General features: G+C 60.1%; 16 protein-coding genes. 13 read left to right on the forward strand and 3 right to left on the reverse strand.

Annotated features, from left to right (window positions below; all coding sequences use genetic code 11):
• Window positions 1-186: 186 nt before the first annotated feature.
• Window positions 187-1,536, forward strand: a complete 1,350-nt coding sequence (locus tag AC1D2P_RS11205) for a spinster family MFS transporter (RefSeq protein WP_046029371.1) — start codon at window positions 187-189, stop codon at window positions 1,534-1,536.
• A gap of 204 nt (window positions 1,537-1,740) precedes the next feature.
• Here the strand turns inward: AC1D2P_RS11205 and rapA are convergent, their stop codons facing one another.
• Entirely contained in the window at window positions 1,741-4,587 is a 2,847-nt protein-coding gene (gene rapA, locus AC1D2P_RS11210) for an RNA polymerase-associated protein RapA (protein WP_109788040.1), read from the reverse strand.
• Window positions 4,588-4,805: 218 nt separating this feature from the next.
• Here rapA and AC1D2P_RS11215 point away from each other — a divergent pair, with 218 nt between their 5' ends.
• The 3 genes from AC1D2P_RS11215 (at window position 4,806) to ccoM (ending at window position 5,639) form a co-directional block, all read left to right on the forward strand.
• Entirely contained in the window at window positions 4,806-5,147 is a 342-nt protein-coding gene (locus AC1D2P_RS11215; protein WP_046029374.1) for a hypothetical protein, read from the forward strand.
• Window positions 5,148-5,219: 72 nt separating this feature from the next.
• Window positions 5,220-5,381 carry a hypothetical protein gene (locus tag AC1D2P_RS11220; RefSeq protein ID WP_008074569.1) on the forward strand — a complete coding sequence of 54 codons (162 nt, stop codon included), beginning with the start codon at window positions 5,220-5,222 and terminating at the stop codon, window positions 5,379-5,381.
• Between the two features lie 144 nt (window positions 5,382-5,525).
• The gene (gene ccoM, locus AC1D2P_RS11225) at window positions 5,526-5,639 is read left to right on the forward strand and encodes a cytochrome c oxidase subunit CcoM (RefSeq protein ID WP_028622453.1); all 114 of its coding nucleotides are present in this window, start codon (window positions 5,526-5,528) and stop codon (window positions 5,637-5,639) included.
• 283 nt (window positions 5,640-5,922) lie between these two features.
• On the opposite strand, the gene AC1D2P_RS11230 is transcribed toward ccoM, so the two are convergent.
• Window positions 5,923-7,398, reverse strand: coding sequence for an inorganic phosphate transporter (locus AC1D2P_RS11230; protein ID WP_477758354.1), 1,476 nt, complete (start codon window positions 7,396-7,398; stop codon window positions 5,923-5,925).
• A 377-nt stretch (window positions 7,399-7,775) separates the two neighbouring features.
• The gene (locus AC1D2P_RS11235; RefSeq protein ID WP_007935837.1) at window positions 7,776-7,976 is read right to left on the reverse strand and encodes a hypothetical protein; all 201 of its coding nucleotides are present in this window, start codon (window positions 7,974-7,976) and stop codon (window positions 7,776-7,778) included.
• A 674-nt stretch (window positions 7,977-8,650) separates the two neighbouring features.
• Between AC1D2P_RS11235 and pcaR the strand changes: the two genes are divergently transcribed.
• The 9 genes from pcaR to AC1D2P_RS11280 all read left to right on the forward strand — a co-directional run bounded on the left by pcaR (window position 8,651) and on the right by AC1D2P_RS11280 (window position 18,330).
• Complete coding sequence (gene pcaR / locus AC1D2P_RS11240) at window positions 8,651-9,493, forward strand: pca regulon transcriptional regulator PcaR (RefSeq protein WP_008074568.1); 843 nt, start codon at window positions 8,651-8,653, stop codon at window positions 9,491-9,493.
• Between the two features lie 140 nt (window positions 9,494-9,633).
• A complete protein-coding gene (gene pcaK / locus AC1D2P_RS11245; protein WP_109788041.1) occupies window positions 9,634-10,980 on the forward strand; it encodes a 4-hydroxybenzoate transporter PcaK in 1,347 nt (448 codons plus the stop codon).
• A 280-nt stretch (window positions 10,981-11,260) separates the two neighbouring features.
• Entirely contained in the window at window positions 11,261-12,118 is an 858-nt protein-coding gene (locus tag AC1D2P_RS11250; protein ID WP_020798340.1) for a CoA transferase subunit A, read from the forward strand.
• Entirely contained in the window at window positions 12,118-12,897 is a 780-nt protein-coding gene (locus AC1D2P_RS11255) for a CoA-transferase subunit beta (RefSeq protein WP_477758355.1), read from the forward strand. The genes AC1D2P_RS11250 and AC1D2P_RS11255 overlap by 1 nt, the downstream gene beginning before the upstream one ends.
• The gene (gene pcaF / locus AC1D2P_RS11260; protein WP_477811431.1) at window positions 12,894-14,099 is read left to right on the forward strand and encodes a 3-oxoadipyl-CoA thiolase; all 1,206 of its coding nucleotides are present in this window, start codon (window positions 12,894-12,896) and stop codon (window positions 14,097-14,099) included. Before AC1D2P_RS11255 ends, pcaF begins: the two co-directional genes overlap by 4 nt.
• Before the next feature lie 37 nt (window positions 14,100-14,136).
• The gene (pcaH, locus tag AC1D2P_RS11265; RefSeq protein ID WP_109788042.1) at window positions 14,137-14,841 is read left to right on the forward strand and encodes a protocatechuate 3,4-dioxygenase subunit beta; all 705 of its coding nucleotides are present in this window, start codon (window positions 14,137-14,139) and stop codon (window positions 14,839-14,841) included.
• Window position 14,842: 1 nt separating this feature from the next.
• A complete protein-coding gene (gene pcaG, locus AC1D2P_RS11270; RefSeq protein WP_046029386.1) occupies window positions 14,843-15,409 on the forward strand; it encodes a protocatechuate 3,4-dioxygenase subunit alpha in 567 nt (188 codons plus the stop codon).
• Window positions 15,410-15,615: 206 nt separating this feature from the next.
• Window positions 15,616-16,920 (forward strand): MFS family transporter, encoded by a 1,305-nt coding sequence (locus tag AC1D2P_RS11275; RefSeq protein WP_477811428.1) that lies wholly within the window; start codon window positions 15,616-15,618, stop codon window positions 16,918-16,920.
• 45 nt (window positions 16,921-16,965) lie between these two features.
• Window positions 16,966-18,330, forward strand: coding sequence for a 3-carboxy-cis,cis-muconate cycloisomerase (locus AC1D2P_RS11280; RefSeq protein WP_046029388.1), 1,365 nt, complete (start codon window positions 16,966-16,968; stop codon window positions 18,328-18,330).
• The last annotated feature ends 5 nt before the right edge of the window (window positions 18,331-18,335 follow it).

The raw sequence follows: 18,335 nt of genomic DNA on the forward strand, positions 1-18,335 counted from the left end.
GCTGTCGGTACCGTGAAAGTGCCGTTGGATGCCCGTGAGTTCCGGGCCTGGCGGTCGGCATGAGTTGCGTGAATGCCATGGGCTGATATCAGCCTTACAAATAATGACAGACAGCTTTGCCGGGCCTCTCTAGATTGAAGATTCCGGGGGCAGTGAGGCCCCAATAACAATAAAAGAGACGGACCCATGCAGAACTCGACCCAAGCGGCGAATGCCTGGCGCATTCTGTTCCTGTTGTTTCTGGCAAACCTGTTCAACTTCTTCGACCGCACCATTCCCGCGATCATCATCGAGCCGATCCGCATGGAATGGCACCTCAGCGACTTTCAGTTGGGGATCGTCGGTACCGCGTTCACCCTGGTCTATGCGATTGCCGGTCTGCCGCTGGGGCGGATGGCCGATACCGGTTCACGCAGAAAATTGATGGGGTGGGGGCTGGCGGTGTGGAGCGGGTTGACGGCGGTCAATGGGTTGGTGGGCAGCTTCTGGAGTTTCCTGATTGTGCGCATGGGCGTCGGCATCGGTGAGGCCAGTTATGCACCGGCCGCCAATTCGCTGATCGGCGACCTGTTTCCGGCCCACCGCCGGGCGCGGGCGATGGGCATTTTCATGCTGGGTCTGCCGTTGGGGCTGCTGCTGGCATTCTTCACCATTGGCGCCATGGTCAAGGCGTTCGACAGCTGGCGCGCGCCGTTCTTTATCGCGGCAGTGCCGGGGCTGATCCTGGCGATTTTCATGTTCTTCATTAAAGAGCCGAAACGCGGTGCAGCAGAAACCGTACAGGTTTCGCAGGAGCGCGTAGAGCGGCCGATCCGCCGGGTACTGGCGGTGCCGACGTTCCTGTGGCTGGTGATGGCGGGGTTGTGCTTCAACTTCGCGACTTACGCCTGCAACTCATTCCTGGTGCCGATGTTGCAACGCTACTTCCTGATGCCATTGCAGGAAGCGGCGGTGGCGACGGGAGTGATCGTCGGTGTGACCGGTTTGTTCGGCCTGACGATTGGCGGTTGGGTGGCTGACAAGATTCACCAGCGGGTAGCCAGCGGGCGGCTGTTGTTTGCAGCGTTCAGCTTGATTATCTCCACCGTGTGCACGGCTTGGGCGCTGCACTCCGGGCGCATCGAGATCGGCGTGTTTGTGGCGGTCTTCAGCGTGGGCTGGTTGTTTGCCTATAACTTCTATACCTGCGTCTACACCGCGATTCAGGATGTGGTCGAGCCGCGTTTGCGGGCCACGGCGATGGCGCTGTTCTTTGCCGGGCTGTACCTGTTGGGCGGTGGATTGGGGCCGGTGGTGGTGGGCGGTTTGTCCGATCACTTTGCGCACACGGCGATGCTGGCGGCGGGAGCCGAACAGATGACCGAGGCGTTCAAAGCGGTCGGCTTGCACGATGCGATGTACCTGATCCCGGTGGCGTTGTTCTTCACCATGGTCTTTCTGTTTCTGGCGTCGCGGTGTTTTGTGCGCGATGCCAAGCGGATGAAGGCGGGGTTGGTGGCGGTGGTTGAGCCGGGTATTTCTGTGGCGACTGCCTAATCGCCATCGCGAGCAAGCTCGGCTCCCACACTGATCGAGTGGAACCACAAAATTGTGGGCAACTCAGACCTCCTGTGGGAGCCGAGCTTGCTCCGGGCGGCGTTCCGACGATGAGGCCATCAGCAACAACTTAACAATCAAGCAGACAAAAAAAGGCCCGCATCACTGCGGGCCTTTTTTATTTAGCCGGGTAGAGCAGGGGACTTAACCCGCCACCAACACCCGAATCGCTTCCAGGCGCAACGCCGCTTTTTCAAGCATGGCCAAGCCTTGCTCGCGTTGCTTGCGCAGGGCAACCAGTTCGCTGTCGCGCACCGTCGGGTTCACGGCTTGCAACGCTGTCAGGCGAGCCAGTTCTTCGTCGGTGTCGGCGGCCAGGCGACGCTGCGCCTCGGCAACACGCTCGGCATGACGCGGGAAGATCTTGTCTTCGCCCGCGTTGATCCGTGGCGTCAGCTGGTCACGCTGAGCCTGAATGAACTTGTTGGCGCTGGCACGCGGCACACTTTCGAGTTGATCGTTCAAGGTCTCGAACGACACCCGGGCCGAGAGGTCATTGCCATTGGTATCGAGCAGGCAGCGCAGGGCGGCCGGCGGCAGGTAACGGCCCAGTTGCAGCGAGCGCGGTGCAACCACTTCGCTCACGTAGAGCAGTTCCAGCAATACGGTGCCAGGTTTCAGTGCCTTGTTCTTGATCAGCGCCACGGCGGTGTTGCCCATCGAGCCGGACAGGACCAGGTCCATGCCGCCCTGAACCATCGGGTGTTCCCAGGTGATGAACTGCATGTCTTCGCGAGACAGCGCCTGGTTGCGGTCGTAGGTGATGGTCACGCCTTCGTCGTCGCCCAGCGGGAAGCTGGCGTCGAGCATTTTTTCGCTCGGCTTGAGGATCAGTGCGTTTTCCGAATGGTCTTCGCTGTCGATGCCAAACGCGTCGAACAGGGTTTCCATGTAGATCGGCAGGGCGAACTGATCGTCTTGCTCAAGAATGTCTTCAACCAGCGCGTCGCCTTCGCCGGCACCGCCAGAGTTGAGTTCCAGCAGGCGATCGCGACCCGTGTGCAAATCGGCTTCCAGACGCTCACGCTCGGTGCGGGCCTCGTCGATCAGCGCTTGCCACTCACCGTCGTCGGCCTCTTCCAGCAACGGCAGCAGGCGTGGACCGAACTGATGCTGCAAGGCGTTACCGGTCGGGCAGGTGTTGAGGAACGCGTTCAGCGCTTCGTGGTACCACTGGAACAGGCGCTCTTGCGGACTGGTTTCCAGATACGGCACATGCAATTCGATCACGTGTTTCTGACCGATCCGGTCCAGACGACCGATACGCTGCTCCAGCAGGTCCGGGTGCGATGGCAGATCGAACAGCACCAAGTGGTGCGAGAACTGGAAGTTGCGACCTTCACTGCCGATTTCCGAGCAGATCAGCACCTGTGCACCGAATTCTTCGTCGGCGAAGTAAGCGGCGGCGCGGTCACGTTCGAGGATGTTCATGCCTTCGTGGAACACCGTGGCCGGAATGCCGGAGCGCACACGCAGGGCGTCTTCCAGGTCCATGGCGGTTTCGGCGTGGGCGCAAATCACCAGCACTTTGGTGCGCTTGAGCATTTTCAGCTGGTCGATCAGCCACTCGACGCGCGGGTCGAATTTCCACCAGCGCTCTTCTTCGCTGGCGTCCGGCTGGGCCTGGAAGCTGACTTCCGGGTACAGCTCGGCGTGATCGCCCAATGGCAATTCGAGGTATTCGTCAGGGCATGGCAGCGGGTACGGGTGCAGTTTGCGCTCCGGGAAACCCTGCACGGCGGCGCGGGTGTTACGGAACAGCACGCGGCCGGTGCCGTGGCGGTCCAGCAGTTCGCGCACGAGGCGGGCGCTGGCTTCGGTGTCGCCGTCATTCACGGCCGTCAACAGGGCTTCGCCTTCGTTGCCAAGAAAACCGTGAATGGTTTTGTGTGCTTCAGGCGACAGGCGCCCCTTGTCCAGCAGTTCCTGAACGGCTTCGGCCACCGGGCGATAATTTTCGCTCTCGGCGCGGAAGGCGGCCAGGTCATGGAAGCGGTTCGGGTCGAGCAGGCGCAGACGGGCAAAGTGGCTGTCCTGGCCCAGTTGTTCCGGGGTCGCGGTCAGCAGCAGGACGCCGGGAATGGTCTCGGCGAGTTGCTCGACAAGGGTATATTCCGGGCTGGCCTTGTCTTCGTGCCATACCAAGTGGTGGGCTTCGTCGACGACCATCAGGTCCCAGCCGGCGGCAAACAGCGCGTCCTGGGCCTTCTCGTCTTCCACCAGCCACTCAAGCGCAACCAGTGCGAGCTGAGTGTCTTCGAACGGGTTGGTGGCATCGCTTTCGATGAAGCGTTCTTCGTCGAACAGCGCGACTTGCAGGTTGAAGCGGCGGCGCATCTCGACCAGCCACTGGTGCTGCAGGTTCTCGGGAACCAGAATCAGCACGCGGTTGGCGCGACCCGAGAGCAGTTGGCGATGGATCACCAGACCGGCTTCAATGGTTTTACCCAGGCCTACTTCGTCCGCCAGCAGAACCCGCGGCGCAATGCGGTCGGCAACTTCGCGTGCGATGTGCAATTGGTGTGCAATAGGTTGCGCACGCACGCCACCCAGACCCCAAAGCGAGGACTGCAACTGGCGGCTGGTGTGTTCCAGCGTGTGGTAGCGCAGGGAGAACCAGGCGAGCGGGTCGATCTGCCCGGCGAACAGGCGGTCGCTGGCCAGGCGGAACTGAATGAAGTTCGACAGTTGGGTTTCCGGCAGGGTCACCACTTCGTTCTGCGCGTTGAGGCCGTGGTAGACCAGCAGGCCGTCGACATCGTCGACTTCCTGGACGGTCAGTTTCCAGCCTTCGAAGTGAGTGATGGAATCACCGGGCGAAAACCGCACACGGGTGAGAGGCGCATTCCTTAGCGCGTACTGGCGAGTGTCGCCAGTGGCCGGATAGAGCACGGTCAACAAGCGGCCGTCCTGTGCCAGAACGGTGCCTAAACCCAGCTCGGCTTCGCTGTCACTGATCCAGCGTTGCCCCGGTTGATACTGCTGCGCCATGCTGCCTGACTCCCACCTTGAAAAAGCGGGCTATCTTAACGGAATGAGACCTTCAGGGCCAAAGGACTCTCATAAAAACTCGCAGTCTTACGTTAGCCCAACGATGCCGCGCCCGCAGGTCGGGGCACCAAATCGTGCCAAACGGGTCACAGTTTGCGACCGATGGCTCAAGTCGCCATCGCCGCAGCCGACAGCTTGCTGACAGGAGACCAATAATCATGCTGCTACCGATGCTCCCCTTGAGTGCCGTGCCGATCACCTCACAGCAGGACCCGATTCGCCAGCGCCCGGATATTCCGCCGGTGGTGGCGGTACAGGAGAGCTCGAACGAGAGCACGATCGACCTGCAGCAGCGCGACCCTGAAGAAGCGGCGTTTCAGCTGCGAGAGGAGCAGCGCCGCCAGCTGGAGCGCGAGCGCCGTCGTCGCGAAGCCGATGAAGACCCTGAAGAACACCTGGCGATACCCGGTGATGAGTTGAATGCCGACAACACGGTACCGGTGGCGCCATTGATGGAAGATCAACCGCGCCAGGGCTTGTGGGTCGATATCCAGATTTGAGGTTGTGGCTGGTCAGCGCGACCGCCAGACCGCATTATTGCGACACACCTGCCAAACGATGCATTGAGCACCATGAGCCAAGACGACAAACTGATTGATCTCAACGCTGAACGCGCAAAACGGGTTCACGACCTTAATGAAAAACGTCTGAACGAAGTTCGTCAGGCGTTTGAGCAGGCGATGCCATTGGGTAAAGCCAAGAAGAAACCGAAGAACAAGCCGAAAAAGCGTTGAAGTACCCTGCACTTATTGATGCAGGTCAGCTGTTACCCCTCCTTTAAGTCCGGTCTCGGGCGATCTTGATCCAAGTCAATTTCTTCTTCCGCCTGTTTGGTTAACTTAGCCCTATCGCAACAGGGCAAGTCCAAGAGGCCAGTCATGTTTTTCGACAACGTGGTGATCGCCGGGGTGCTGACTGTCAGCCTCATGGTTGTGTTTTTCGCAGGTTTTGGATTTTTTATCTGGAAGGATTCGCATAAGCGCAAACCGTAGTTCCTTCTGGATGTAATGAGCACGCAAGGCATTTTGGGCAACTTCGGTTGCCCTTTTTTTTTGCCTGCAAATCTATCGGAATAAGCCGACCTATTGTAGGAGCCGAGCTTGCTCGCGATGGGGCCATACCATTCAACATTCATGTTGCCTGTAAGGCCGCGATCGTCGGAACGCCGCCCGGAGCAAGCTCGGCTCCTACAGGTTATGGGGTTTTTTGGGGGTTCCGGAGGCAATAAAAAGGCGCGAACCTCACGGAACGCGCCTTTTTTTGTGCGGCTGTGTATCAGCTGCCGAGTGCCTTCGACGCCAGCCAGAACAGGCCGGCCGACAGGGCCACGGTCGCAGGCAGGGTCAGGACCCAGGCCAACAGGATGGTTTTTACCGTGCCGCCTTGCAGGCCGCTTTTGTTCGCGACCATGGTACCGGCCACGCCCGAGGACAGCACATGGGTGGTGGAGACCGGCAGGCTGAAGATGTTGGCCAGGCCGATCATGCACGCGGTGGTGATCTGCGCCGACATGCCTTGTGCGTAAGTCATGCCTTGCTTGCCGATTTTCTCGCCGATGGTCAGTACTACGCGYTTCCAGCCRACCATGGTGCCCAGGCCCAACGCCAGTGCTACCGCSAGAATCACCCAGAATGGCGCGTATTCGGTGGTCGTGGTCAGGTCTTTGCGCAGTTTGTCCAGGTCAGCCTTTTCGCGGGCATTGAGATTAGGCAGCTTGCCGACTTTCCTTGCGGTGTCATCCAGGCAGAGCAGGTAGCGACGTACTTCGATGCGGCTTTCCGACGTCAACGAGTGGTAGTCCGATACACCATTCAGGGTGCCGAGCAGGGCGGTGATGGTCGGTTCGGTCTGTTGCGGGTTGCAACGGAATTTCTCCGGCAGATCACCTTCTATGCTTTTGCCCAGCGCCAGGTATTCACCCAGGGTGTCGGCATTGCGCTTGTAGAACTGGCTCAGGTGCAGGGTCGCATCGCGAGTCCGTTCGATCTGGTAAGTCGTGCTGCTCAGGTCGAGTACGAATTGAGCCGGCACGATACCGATCAGCACCAGCATGATCAGGCCGATACCTTTCTGGCCGTCGTTCGAGCCGTGCACAAAGCTCACGGCCATGGCCGAGATCACCAATACCAGGCGGTTCCAGAACGGTGGGCGCTTCTTGTCATCGAGCTTGCGGCGCTGGTCCGGTGTCTTGTGCATCTTGGACAGGGGACGCCACCATTTAAGGCCGATCAACACCAAGGCCGCGACAAGGAAGCCAGCCATTGGTGAGAACACCAGGGAAGCACCGATATCGATCGCCTTCTGCCAGTTCACGCCATCGGCCAACGGAATGTCGTTGATCAATGCGTTGGCCAGTCCGACACCGAGGATCGAACCGATCAGGGTGTGGGAGCTGGAGGCGGGGATACCGAAGTACCAGGTGCCCAGGTTCCAGGTGATGGCGGCGGCGAGCAACGAGAACACCATCGCCAGTCCGTGACCGGTGTTTACATTGATCAGCAGTTCTACCGGCAGCAGGTGGACGATGGCATACGCCACGCCAACACCGCCCAGCAGCACGCCGAGGAAGTTGAACACACCGGAAAAGAACACCGCCAGGTGAGGCGGCATGGCTTTGGTGTAGATAACGGTGGCCACCGCGTTTGCGGTGTCATGAAAGCCGTTGATGAACTCGAAGGCGAGGACAAAGGCCAGGGCGAGCAAGAGGCTCACAAGCACCCAAGCATCCAGTCCGCTGAATAAATCGATCATGAAGGTTTTCTGACCCGGTCATAAGGGGGCGCGATTATGCCAGAAAAGACTGCTAATCAATGCACTAGGTGCTCATCGGTAACATTCTTCAACGAAATAGTTTGTGACGAACGCCTATCTCCCAGCGTTTTACCGGGTTTTTCAAACCATTGAATTCATTGGGGAATGCAGCAGCCACAAGGGTTTCTCCCGTGAAGTCGAGAGGCTTGAACGCTTGTGTGAAATATCTGAGAAGAGGGTCAGAAATGAGCCTTTTGCCTCATCCGATGGGTGAGGGAGCCGCTGCCCGCTTGTAGCAGGCGCGAAAGGCTTCATTGATGCAACCCGCTTTTAACGGGAGCAGACGCAGACCCTTGAAGGGATTCGGGCCGAGGCAGTCAGGGCTCTTCGGCTTTGAGTTCCTTTTCCATCTTCTGCAATTCCTGAGTAAACGCCTGATCCTGAACGGTGGCGCGTTTACGCCAGGGTTTACGTTCCGGCTCGGGCTGGGCGGCGTAGGTGGTGACTTCTCCGCCGTAAACTTCCTTGTAACGTTGTTCCTGGCGCTCAAGTTCCGCGCGCAGTTCGTCTTTCGTCACAGTGCTACCTGTTTGAGTTGAGATAAATTCCGGTGAATCGCGCTGCATCGAGTCGATTGACCACGCTCGTAGAAAGGCTATTGCCAAAGAAGGCAACCTTTTTGACGGCATGCGAACAATACTTCCATGTTGCAGGCGGCCACGACACCAGAGAAAACAGCTGACGCAGCATCAGGTTCCTGTTTCAGCAAGCGCATTGGCGGTGCATATGAAATGAGCGTCAGGCGCTTGCTGTGGGCAACGACGATGGGAGATCGTGTTGCCGGGTGGCGGACTCGGCGGATAAAAAACCGTTACGCCACTAATTGCATTATAGCGGTCGATTCGAAGAACACTATCTCCGAGGCGTTAAAAGTAGTTCGTCATGTGTGATTGTTTTGTTACTCACAAGTTTCGGCGGCAACTATAACGTCGATGCAGCTGACTGTGCGACGTTGTCATTCTGACGTCACTAAAGTGAATAAGTTTGATTGTTACTTCGACCTTTTAGAGGGCGTGCAGTCAAGAACAAAAGCAGGCACTGGATGGTGTGAGTGGCGGCAAGCCCGGCGTAGCATGGATTGCGATTACCGGTCGATGGTTCGATAATCGCCCAATCTTGGCGTTGCCTGTCTTGTGTGTCAGGCCTGGAACCGCCTGTAATAGTCGCTGATCCGTGTAGGAAAGGACCTGATATGAACGATCAAATGCGCAACTCCTTCGCTTCAGTGGCGCCACCCATCGTCGCCTCGCCCGCCAAGCGAATCCAGGCCCTGACCGGTGATCCCGATTTCATGACGTCCCTGGCCCGTGGGCTGGCGGTGGTGCAGGCGTTTCAAGAGCGCAAGCGACACCTGACGATTGCCCAGATCAGCCACCGTACCGAAATTCCCCGCGCCGCCGTGCGACGCTGCCTGCATACGTTGATCAAACTCGGCTACGCCACCACTGACGGTCGCACCTATTCGTTGCTTCCCAAAGTGCTGACGCTGGGCCATGCCTATTTGTCTTCGACGCCGCTGGCGGTTTCTGCCCAGCCGTATCTGGACCGCATGAGTGAGCAACTGCATGAGGCGTGCAACATGGCCACGCTGGAAGGTGACGATATTCTCTATATCGCACGCTCGGCCACCACTCAGCGCCTGATCTCGGTCGACCTTTCAGTGGGCGGTCGCTTGCCGGCCTATTGCACGTCAATGGGCCGCATTCTGCTCGCCGCACTGGATGACACTTCGCTGCGCGAGTACCTCGATCATGCCGAGCTGCAAGCCAAGACCAGCCGCACCTTGCACACGCCCGAGGCGTTGCTCGAATGCCTGCAAGAAGTGCGGCAACAGGGTTGGTGCATCGTCGATCAGGAACTGGAGCAGGGCCTGCGTTCGATTGCCGTACCGGTGTATGACGCCTCCGGCCAGGTGGTGGCCGCCTTGAACGTCAGCACCCATGCTGGCCGTGTCAGTCGTAATGAGCTGGAACAACGGTTTCTGCCAGGGCTGCTCAGCGCCAGCCGCGACCTCAGCGCACAGCTTTTCGCTTAAGCGTCCGTTTAAGCTGTTCGATAAACGCACAGACTCGCGTTTATCGAATTGACGCTCTTTCCCCTTGATCATTACTGTCGCGGCAGCGCCAGCCCTTGGCTGGCACCTGTCCGACTGCGTTCTTGCGTGGAATAAAAATAATGAACCAGCCCCAGTCTGCTGTAGGTAACTGCCTCGACGTGCAGTCCTTCATCAATGCTCAACCCATTTCGCGCTATCAGTGGCGAGTGGTGATCCTGTGTTTCTTGATTGTCTTCCTCGATGGCCTCGACACCGCAGCCATGGGCTTTATTGCGCCTGCGTTGTCGCAGGATTGGGGGATCGACCGCGCCAGTCTCGGCCCGGTCATGAGTGCGGCGCTGATCGGCATGGTCTTCGGCGCATTGGGTTCCGGCCCGTTGGCTGACCGTTTCGGGCGAAAAGTCGTACTGGTCGGCGCGGTGTTTCTGTTTGGTGCCTTCAGTCTGGCGTCGGCCTACAGCACCAACGTCGATCAATTGTTGGTGTTGCGCTTCCTCACTGGCCTGGGTCTTGGCGCGGGCATGCCCAACGCCACGACATTGCTGTCGGAATACACCCCGGAGCGCAAAAAGTCCTTGCTGGTGACCAGCATGTTCTGCGGCTTCAACCTCGGCATGGCCGGCGGCGGGTTTATTTCCGCCAAGCTGATTCCGGCGTTCGGCTGGCACAGCCTGCTGCTGATCGGTGGGGTTCTGCCGCTGATCCTCGCCGTCGTTCTGCTGTTATGGCTGCCGGAGTCGGCGCGTTACCTGGTCGTGCGCAATCGCGGCACCGACAAAGTACGCAAGGCCCTGGCGCCGATCGACCCGAGCGTCGTCGCCCAAGCGTCGAGCTTCAGCGTGCCGGAACAGAAAACCGTCAAGGCCCGCAACGTGCTGGCGGTGATTTTCTCGGGCACCTACAGCGCCGGCACGTTATTGCTGTGGCTGACCTACTTCATGGGGCTGGTGATTGTGTACCTGCTGACTAGCTGGCTGCCGACGCTGATGCGCGACAGTGGCGCCAGCATGGAGCAGGCCGCGTTCATTGGCGCATTGTTCCAGTTTGGTGGCGTGCTGAGTGCAGTGGGCGTGGGCTGGGCGATGGACCGGTTCAATCCGCACAAGGTCATCGGCATTTTCTACTTGATGGCCGGGGTGTTTGCCTACGCAGTGGGGCAGAGCCTGGGCAACATCACCTTGTTGGCGACCTTGGTGCTGGTGGCGGGTATGTGCGTCAACGGTGCGCAATCGGCAATGCCGTCGCTGGCGGCGCGGTTCTATCCGACGCAAGGGCGGGCGACCGGCGTCTCGTGGATGCTGGGGATTGGCCGTTTCGGCGCGATTCTCGGCGCATGGATGGGCGCGACGCTGCTGGGCCTTGGCTGGAACTTCGAGCAAGTGCTGACCGCGCTGGTGATTCCGGCGGCGTTGGCGACCACGGCTGTGGTGATCAAAGGCATGGTCAGTCATGCGGATGCGACCTGACGCCAGGCTCCACATAATCGTTCCCACGCTCCGCGTTGGAACGCCTCAAGGGACGCTCCGCGTCCAGTGACGCGGAGCGTCACGGGCTGCATTCCCACGCGGAGCGTGGGAACGATCAGGCAGGTAGGTAGCCAGACAACAATCTGTTCGATAAACGAACACTCAGTCGATTATCGGATTGTTTGGCGTTTTGCACAGGCTTAACCTTCAGGCATTCCGGCGCTGCGCATCGCGCCTTTTTCTTCCACTGTCGGTTCATAACAAAACGGGAGCCTGCCCCATGGCTGAAATTCTTTCGCTGCACGACGCGGTGAAGCAATTCGTAAACGACGGCGATACGGTCGCGCTCGAAGGCTTTACTCATCTGATTCCTACGGCGGCGGGTCATGAAATCATTCGTCAGGGCAAGAAAGACCTGACGCTGGTGCGCATGACTCCTGACCTGATCTACGACCAGTTGATCGGCGCCGGTTGTGCTCGCAAGTTGATTTTCTCCTGGGGTGGCAACCCGGGCGTGGGGTCGCTGCACCGTCTGCGCGACGCTGTCGAGAAACAGTGGCCGCATCCGCTGGAGATCGAAGAACACAGCCACGCCGACCTGGCCAATGCCTACGTCGCTGGCGCCTCCGGCTTACCGTTCGCGGTGCTGCGGGCCTACGCCGGTTCCGACTTGCCGAAGGTCAATCCGCTGATCAAGAGCGTCACCTGCCCGTTTACCGGTGAAGTGCTGGCCGCCGTACCGTCGGTGCGTCCGGACATCACCGTGATTCACGCACAGAAAGCCGACCGTAAAGGCAACGTGCTGCTGTGGGGCATTCTCGGTGTGCAGAAAGAAGCCGCACTGGCCGCCAAGCGCTGCATCGTCACCGTCGAGGAAATTGTCGACGACCTCAATGCCCCGATGAACTCCTGTGTGCTGCCGACCTGGGCGCTGAGCGCGGTCTGCCACGTACCGGGCGGCGCGCATCCTTCCTACGCGCACGGTTACAACGAGCGTGACAACCGCTTCTACCAGGCCTGGGATCCGATTGCCCGCGACCGTGAAACTTTCACCGCATGGATCAACGAATACATCCACGGTAGCGCTGACTTCAGCGAGTTCCAGGCCAAGCTGGCCGCTGCTTCGGAGGCCAAGTAATGACTTACACCACCAATGAAATGATGACCGTCGCCGCCGCACGCCGTTTGAAGAACGGTTCGGTGTGCTTCGTCGGCATCGGCCTGCCATCGAAAGCAGCCAACCTGGCACGTCTGACCTCGTCGCCGGACGTTGTCCTGATCTACGAATCGGGCCCGATCGGTGCCAAGCCGAGCGTACTGCCGCTGTCGATTGGTGACGGCGAACTGGCCGAAACCGCCGACACCGTGGTGCCGACCGGCGAGATTTTCCGTTACTGGCTGCAGGGTGGGCGCATCGACGTCGGCTTCCTCGGCGCCGCGCAAGTCGACCGCTTCGGCAACATCAACACCACCGTGGTCGGCGATTACCATTCGCCGAAAGTCCGTCTGCCGGGTGCCGGTGGCGCGCCGGAAATTGCCGGCTCGGCCAAGAGCGTGCTGATCATCCTCAAGCAGTCGGCGCGTTCCTTCGTCGATAAACTCGACTTCATCACCTCGGTCGGCCATGGCGAGGGCGGTGATTCGCGCAAACGTCTCGGTCTGCCGGGCGCCGGGCCGGTCGGCATTATTACCGACCTGTGCATCATGGAACCGGAAGTCGGTACCCATGAATTCGTGGTCACCGCACTGCACCCGGGCGTGACCCGCGAGCAAGTGGTCGCCGCCACCGGTTGGGCGATGCGCTTTGCCGACACTGTTGAGCAAACCGCCGAGCCGACTGAAGTCGAGCTGACCGCGCTGCGCGATCTGGAAGCTCGTACCGCTGCCGCCCACGGCCAAGCCCCCGGAGAAGCCTGATGCGTGACGTTTATATCTGCGACGCCATTCGCACCCCCATTGGCCGTTTTGGCGGCGGGCTGTCGACCGTTCGTGCCGATGACCTGGCCGCCGTGCCGATCAAGGCCCTGATGGAGCGCAATCCGTCGGTGGACTGGAACGCAGTGGACGAGGTGTTCCTCGGCTGCGCCAACCAGGCCGGCGAAGACAACCGTAACGTCGCACGCATGGCGTTGTTGCTGGCGGGCCTGCCGGAAACCATTCCGGGCGTGACCCTCAATCGCCTCTGCGCCTCGGGCATGGATGCCATCGGCACYGCGTTCCGCGCCATCGCCAGTGGCGAAATGGAGCTGGCGATTGCCGGCGGTGTCGAGTCGATGTCCCGCGCGCCGTTCGTAATGGGCAAGGCTGACGCAGCGTTCTCGCGCAACATGAAGCTGGAAGACACCACCATCGGCTGGCGTTTCATCAACCCGTTGATGAAAGCGCAATACGGTGTGGATGCGATGCCGCAGACCGCTGACAACGTGGCGGACGATTACGAAGTGTCCCGTGAGGATCAGGACGCTTTCGCACTGCGCAGCCAACAACGCGCCACTGCCGCGCAAGCCGCAGGATTTTTCGCCGAAGAAATCGTCGAAGTGCGCATTGCCCACAAGAAGGGTGAAACCGTGGTGACGCAGGACGAACACCCTCGCGCTGATACCACCCTGGAAACCCTGGCCAAACTCAAGCCGGTCAACGGCCCTGACAAAACCGTCACGGCTGGCAATGCGTCCGGTGTGAATGACGGCGCGGCGGCGTTGATTCTCGCCTCCGGTGAGGCGGTGAAGAAACATGGCCTGACCGCCCGCGCCAAAGTGCTGGGCATGTCCAGCGCCGGCGTTGCCCCTCGGGTAATGGGTATTGGCCCGGTGCCGGCGGTGCGCAAACTGACCGAGCGCCTCGGTCTGGCTGTCAGCGATTTCGACGTGATCGAACTCAACGAGGCCTTTGCCAGCCAAGGCCTGGCGGTGCTGCGTGAATTGGGAATTGCCGACGATGCAGCCCAAGTTAACCCGAACGGCGGCGCCATTGYGCTCGGCCATCCGCTGGGCATGAGCGGTGCGCGTCTGGTGCTGACCGCGTTGCATCAGCTGGAAAAAACCGGTGGCAAGAAAGGTCTGGCGACCATGTGTGTTGGCGTCGGTCAGGGTCTGGCCCTGGCGATCGAACGCGTCTGACACGCTGCGTCGACTAATAAGAACAGAGGAAAGCGAAATGACTGACAAGCCTGGTTACCGTCGTCCGCAGGAGGGCACCCAGCCCGAGTACCTGCACCTGACGTATCAATCCACCAACCTGCGCTCACCGTCCAAACCGTTGGTGTTTTTGCCTCATTCGTTGTCGGAAATCACCGGACCGACCATTGGCGCTGAACGCGTTAACGAGACGGACAACGACCTGACGGCTCAGCACAAAGGCGAGCCGTTGGGTGAGCGCATCATCATTCACGGCCGCGTGCTGGATGAAAACGGTCTACCGGTGCCGGGCATTCTGGTGGAAATCTGGCAGGCCAACGCCGCCGGTCGCTACAACCATGCTCGCGACCTGCACGACGCGCCGCTGGACCCGAACTTCACTGGCACCGGCCGCACCGTGACCGACGCCGATGGCTGGTATCAGTTCCAGACCATCAAGCCCGGCGCCTACCCGTGGGGTAACCACCACAACGCGTGGCGCCCGGCGCACATCCATTTCTCGCTGTTCGGGCCGAGCATCCTGACGCGCCTGGTGACGCAAATGTATTTCCCCGGCGACCCGCTGTTGGCGTATGACCCGATCTACAATTGCGTACCCGACACCCGCGCCAAGGAGCGTTTGATCGCCACGTTCGATCTGGAAAAAACCGTCCCTTCCTACGCCCTCGGTTATCGCTGGGACATCGTCTTGCGCGGCCGCGATGCCACGCCGATGGAGAAATAAGATGACGCTGAATGCGACCACGTCCCACACCGTCGGGCCGTATTACCACATCGGCCTGACCTGGCTGAACCGCGAAGACCTGACCGTCGCACAAACCCTGGGTGAGCGCGTGGCGATCACCGGGCAAGTCGTCGATGGCAATGGCGACTTCGTCAATGATGCGATGCTGGAAGTCTGGCAGGCCAACGCGGCCGGCAAGTACGACCACCCGGAAGATGATCAGGACAAGCCGCTGGACCCGAACTTTGAAGGCTTTGGCCGGGTGCCGGTAGATGCCGAAGGGCGCTTTCGTTTTACCACCATCAAGCCGGGCACGGTTGAAGGCCTGAAAGGCTCGACCCAGGCACCGCACCTGGTGGTGCTGGTGTTTGCTCGTGGATTGGTGAAGCACTTGCTGACGCGGATTTACTTTGATGGCGAGCCGGCGAACGTGTCGGACCCGTTGCTGGAGTGCGTGCCGGCCGAGCGCCGCAGTACCTTGTTGGCGAAGCAGGATGCGTCCGGTGTTTACCAGTGGAATGTGATCCTGCAAGGCACTGATGCCGAGACGGTGTTCTTCGATTATTGATCGAACACCACAGAACCTGTGCTGATCGTTCCCACGCTCTGCGTGGGAATGCCGCCAGGGGCGCTCCGCGTCCACTGTGACGCGGAGCGTCACGGGATGCATTTCCACGCAGAGCGTGGGAACGATCGATGTGAGGACTGAATCTGCGGAACGGGACTGTTGCGAAGTGTGTCTAGACTCTCACTGTCCCCATTGAGTGAAAAACAATGACAACACCCACGGCTATTACAGATCACTACACCGGTGAAGAACGCAGCAAGCGGATCTTTGCCATTGTCGGTGCCTCGTCCGGCAACCTTGTGGAATGGTTCGACTTCTACGTCTATGCCTTTTGCGCGATTTTTTTTGCGCCGGCCTTTTTTCCGTCTGACAACCCCACGGTGCAGTTGGTCAACACCGCTGGCGTATTCGCCGCCGGGTTCCTGATGCGCCCCATTGGCGGCTGGGTTTTCGGCCGGTTGGCGGACAAGCACGGGCGCAAGAGCTCGATGATGATTTCGATTCTGATGATGTGCTTCGGTTCGTTGCTCATCGCTTGCCTGCCGACCTACAAGGACATCGGCGTCTGGGCCCCGATCCTGCTGCTGTTCGCGCGTTTGATTCAAGGTTTGTCGGTGGGCGGCGAATACGGCACCACCGCCACGTACATGAGTGAAGTCGCCCTCAAGGGCCAGCGCGGGTTTTTCGCCTCGTTCCAATACGTGACGCTGATTGGTGGGCAGTTGCTGGCGGTGTCGCTGGTGGTGATCCTGCAACAGTTCCTCACCGAGGATGACCTGCGTGCCTACGGCTGGCGGATTCCATTCGTGGTCGGTGCGTGCGCGGCGCTGATTTCGCTGTACCTGCGGCKTTCGCTGAAAGAAACCTCCAGCAAGGAAATGCGCGAAAACAAGGACGCCGGTAGCATCAGCGCGCTGTTCCGTGACCACAAAGCCGCGTTCATTACCGTGCTCGGTTACACCGCCGGTGGTTCGCTGATTTTCTACACATTCACTACCTACATGCAGAAGTACCTGGTGAACACCGCCGGCATGCCGGCCAAGACCGCCAGTTACATCATGACCGGCGCACTGTTCCTCTATATGTGCATGCAGCCGTTCTTCGGCATGCTCGCCGACAAGATCGGCCGGCGTAACTCGATGCTCTGGTTCGGTGCCCTCGGGACCTTGTGCACCGTGCCGATTCTGTTGAGCCTGAAAAGTGTCAGCAGTCCGTTCATGGCTTTCGGGCTGATTACCCTAGCGCTGGCGATCGTGAGTTTCTACACCTCGATCAGCGGCCTGGTAAAAGCCGAGATGTTCCCGCCGGAAGTGCGCGCACTGGGCGTTGGCCTGGCGTACGCGGTGGCGAACGCGATCTTCGGTGGTTCGGCGGAATACGTGGCGCTGAGCCTCAAGGCTGTTGGCATGGAAAACTCCTTTTATTGGTACGTCACGGTGATGATGGCGGTGGCGTTCCTGTTCAGTCTGCGTCTGCCCCGGCAGGCGAAATATTTGCACCACGACCTTTGATCTTTACGCGCGGGCCTGACCGGCCCGCGCCTCCAGGGACTGTTTATGAACGAGCGACCGGGCAATCAATTGTTCGATGCCTACTTCACTGCCCGCGATATGCGTGACGTGTTTTGCGATCAAGGCCGGGTTCAGGCCATGCTCGATTTCGAAGCCGCGCTGGCCCGGGCCGAGGCGCGTGTCGGTCTGATTCCGCAAACCGCGGTCGCCCCGATTGAAGCGGCGTGTGCGGCCGGGCATTACGACTTCGCCGCCCTCGGCGAGGCGATTGCCACGGCGGGCAATTCCGCCATTCCATTGGTCAAGGCATTGGGCAAACAGATCGCAACCCGTGATGCGCAAGCTGAGCGCTATGTGCATTTGGGCGCGACCAGCCAGGACGTGATGGACACCGGCCTGGTGTTGCAACTGCGTCTGGCATTGGCATTGATCGAAAGCGATCTCGCGCAACTGGGCGATACCCTCGCCACTCAAGCCAAGCGATATATCGCCACTCCGCTGGCGGGACGCACCTGGTTGCAGCACGCAACGCCGGTCACCCTCGGCATGAAAATCGCCGGTTGGCTGGGCGCGGTCACCCGTAGCCGTCAGCGCTTGCAAGAGCTCAAGCCACGTCTGCTGGTGCTGCAATTCGGCGGTGCCTCTGGAACCCTGGCAGCCCTTGGCGCGCAAGCGATGCCGATTGCCGAAGCGCTGGCCGGCGAGTTGCAACTGACCTTGCCGGAACAACCCTGGCACACCCAGCGCGATCGTCTGGTGGAGTTCGGCTCCGTGCTGGGATTGATCGCCGGCAGCCTGGGCAAACTCGGCCGCGACATCAGCTTGCTGATGCAGACCGAAGCCGGCGAAGTGTTCGAGCCGTCGGCGCCGGGCAAGGGCGGTTCCTCGACCATGCCGCACAAGCGCAACCCGGTGGGCGCGGCGGTGCTGATCGGCGCGGCGACTCGGGTTCCCGGCTTGCTCTCGACGCTGTTCAGCGCAATGCCGCAGGAACACGAGCGCAGCCTCGGTTTGTGGCATGCCGAATGGGAAACCCTGCCCGAGATTTGCTGCCTGGTGTCCGGCAGCCTGAAGCAAGCGCTGCTGGTCGCGCAGGGCCTGGAAGTGGATGCGCAGCGCATGGCGCGCAACCTCGATCTGACCCAGGGCCTGGTGCTGGCCGAAGCGGTGAGCATTGTCCTCGCCCAGCGGGTCGGCCGCGACACTGCGCATCATCTGCTGGAACAGTGCTGCAAGCGTGCGGTGGCTGAACAGCGTCATCTGCGTGCCGTCCTCGGTGACGAGCCGCAAGTGACCGCCGAGCTTTCTGGCGCTGAACTCGATCATTTGCTGGACCCCGCCCATTACCTCGGTCAGGCCCGTACCTGGGTCGAGCGAGCGGTGGCTGAACATATTGCGTTGACTGCCTGAAGGAG

Source organism: Pseudomonas sp. P1_F1_2, assembly GCF_056405815.1.

Bases quoted from the DNA above. Each gene is read 5' to 3' on its own strand.
- AC1D2P_RS11205 (WP_046029371.1), top strand. From the start codon at position 187: ATGCAGAACTCGACCCAAGCGGCGAATGCCTGGCGCATTCTGTTCCTG.
- rapA (WP_109788040.1), bottom strand. From the start codon at position 4,587: ATGGCGCAGCAGTATCAACCGGGGCAACGCTGGATCAGTGACAGCGAA.
- AC1D2P_RS11215 (WP_046029374.1), top strand. From the start codon at position 4,806: ATGCTGCTACCGATGCTCCCCTTGAGTGCCGTGCCGATCACCTCACAG.
- AC1D2P_RS11220 (WP_008074569.1), top strand. From the start codon at position 5,220: ATGAGCCAAGACGACAAACTGATTGATCTCAACGCTGAACGCGCAAAA.
- ccoM (WP_028622453.1), top strand. From the start codon at position 5,526: ATGTTTTTCGACAACGTGGTGATCGCCGGGGTGCTGACTGTCAGCCTC.
- pcaR (WP_008074568.1), top strand. From the start codon at position 8,651: ATGAACGATCAAATGCGCAACTCCTTCGCTTCAGTGGCGCCACCCATC.
- pcaK (WP_109788041.1), top strand. From the start codon at position 9,634: ATGAACCAGCCCCAGTCTGCTGTAGGTAACTGCCTCGACGTGCAGTCC.
- AC1D2P_RS11250 (WP_020798340.1), top strand. From the start codon at position 11,261: ATGGCTGAAATTCTTTCGCTGCACGACGCGGTGAAGCAATTCGTAAAC.
- AC1D2P_RS11255 (WP_477758355.1), top strand. From the start codon at position 12,118: ATGACTTACACCACCAATGAAATGATGACCGTCGCCGCCGCACGCCGT.
- pcaH (WP_109788042.1), top strand. From the start codon at position 14,137: ATGACTGACAAGCCTGGTTACCGTCGTCCGCAGGAGGGCACCCAGCCC.
- pcaG (WP_046029386.1), top strand. From the start codon at position 14,843: ATGACGCTGAATGCGACCACGTCCCACACCGTCGGGCCGTATTACCAC.
- AC1D2P_RS11280 (WP_046029388.1), top strand. From the start codon at position 16,966: ATGAACGAGCGACCGGGCAATCAATTGTTCGATGCCTACTTCACTGCC.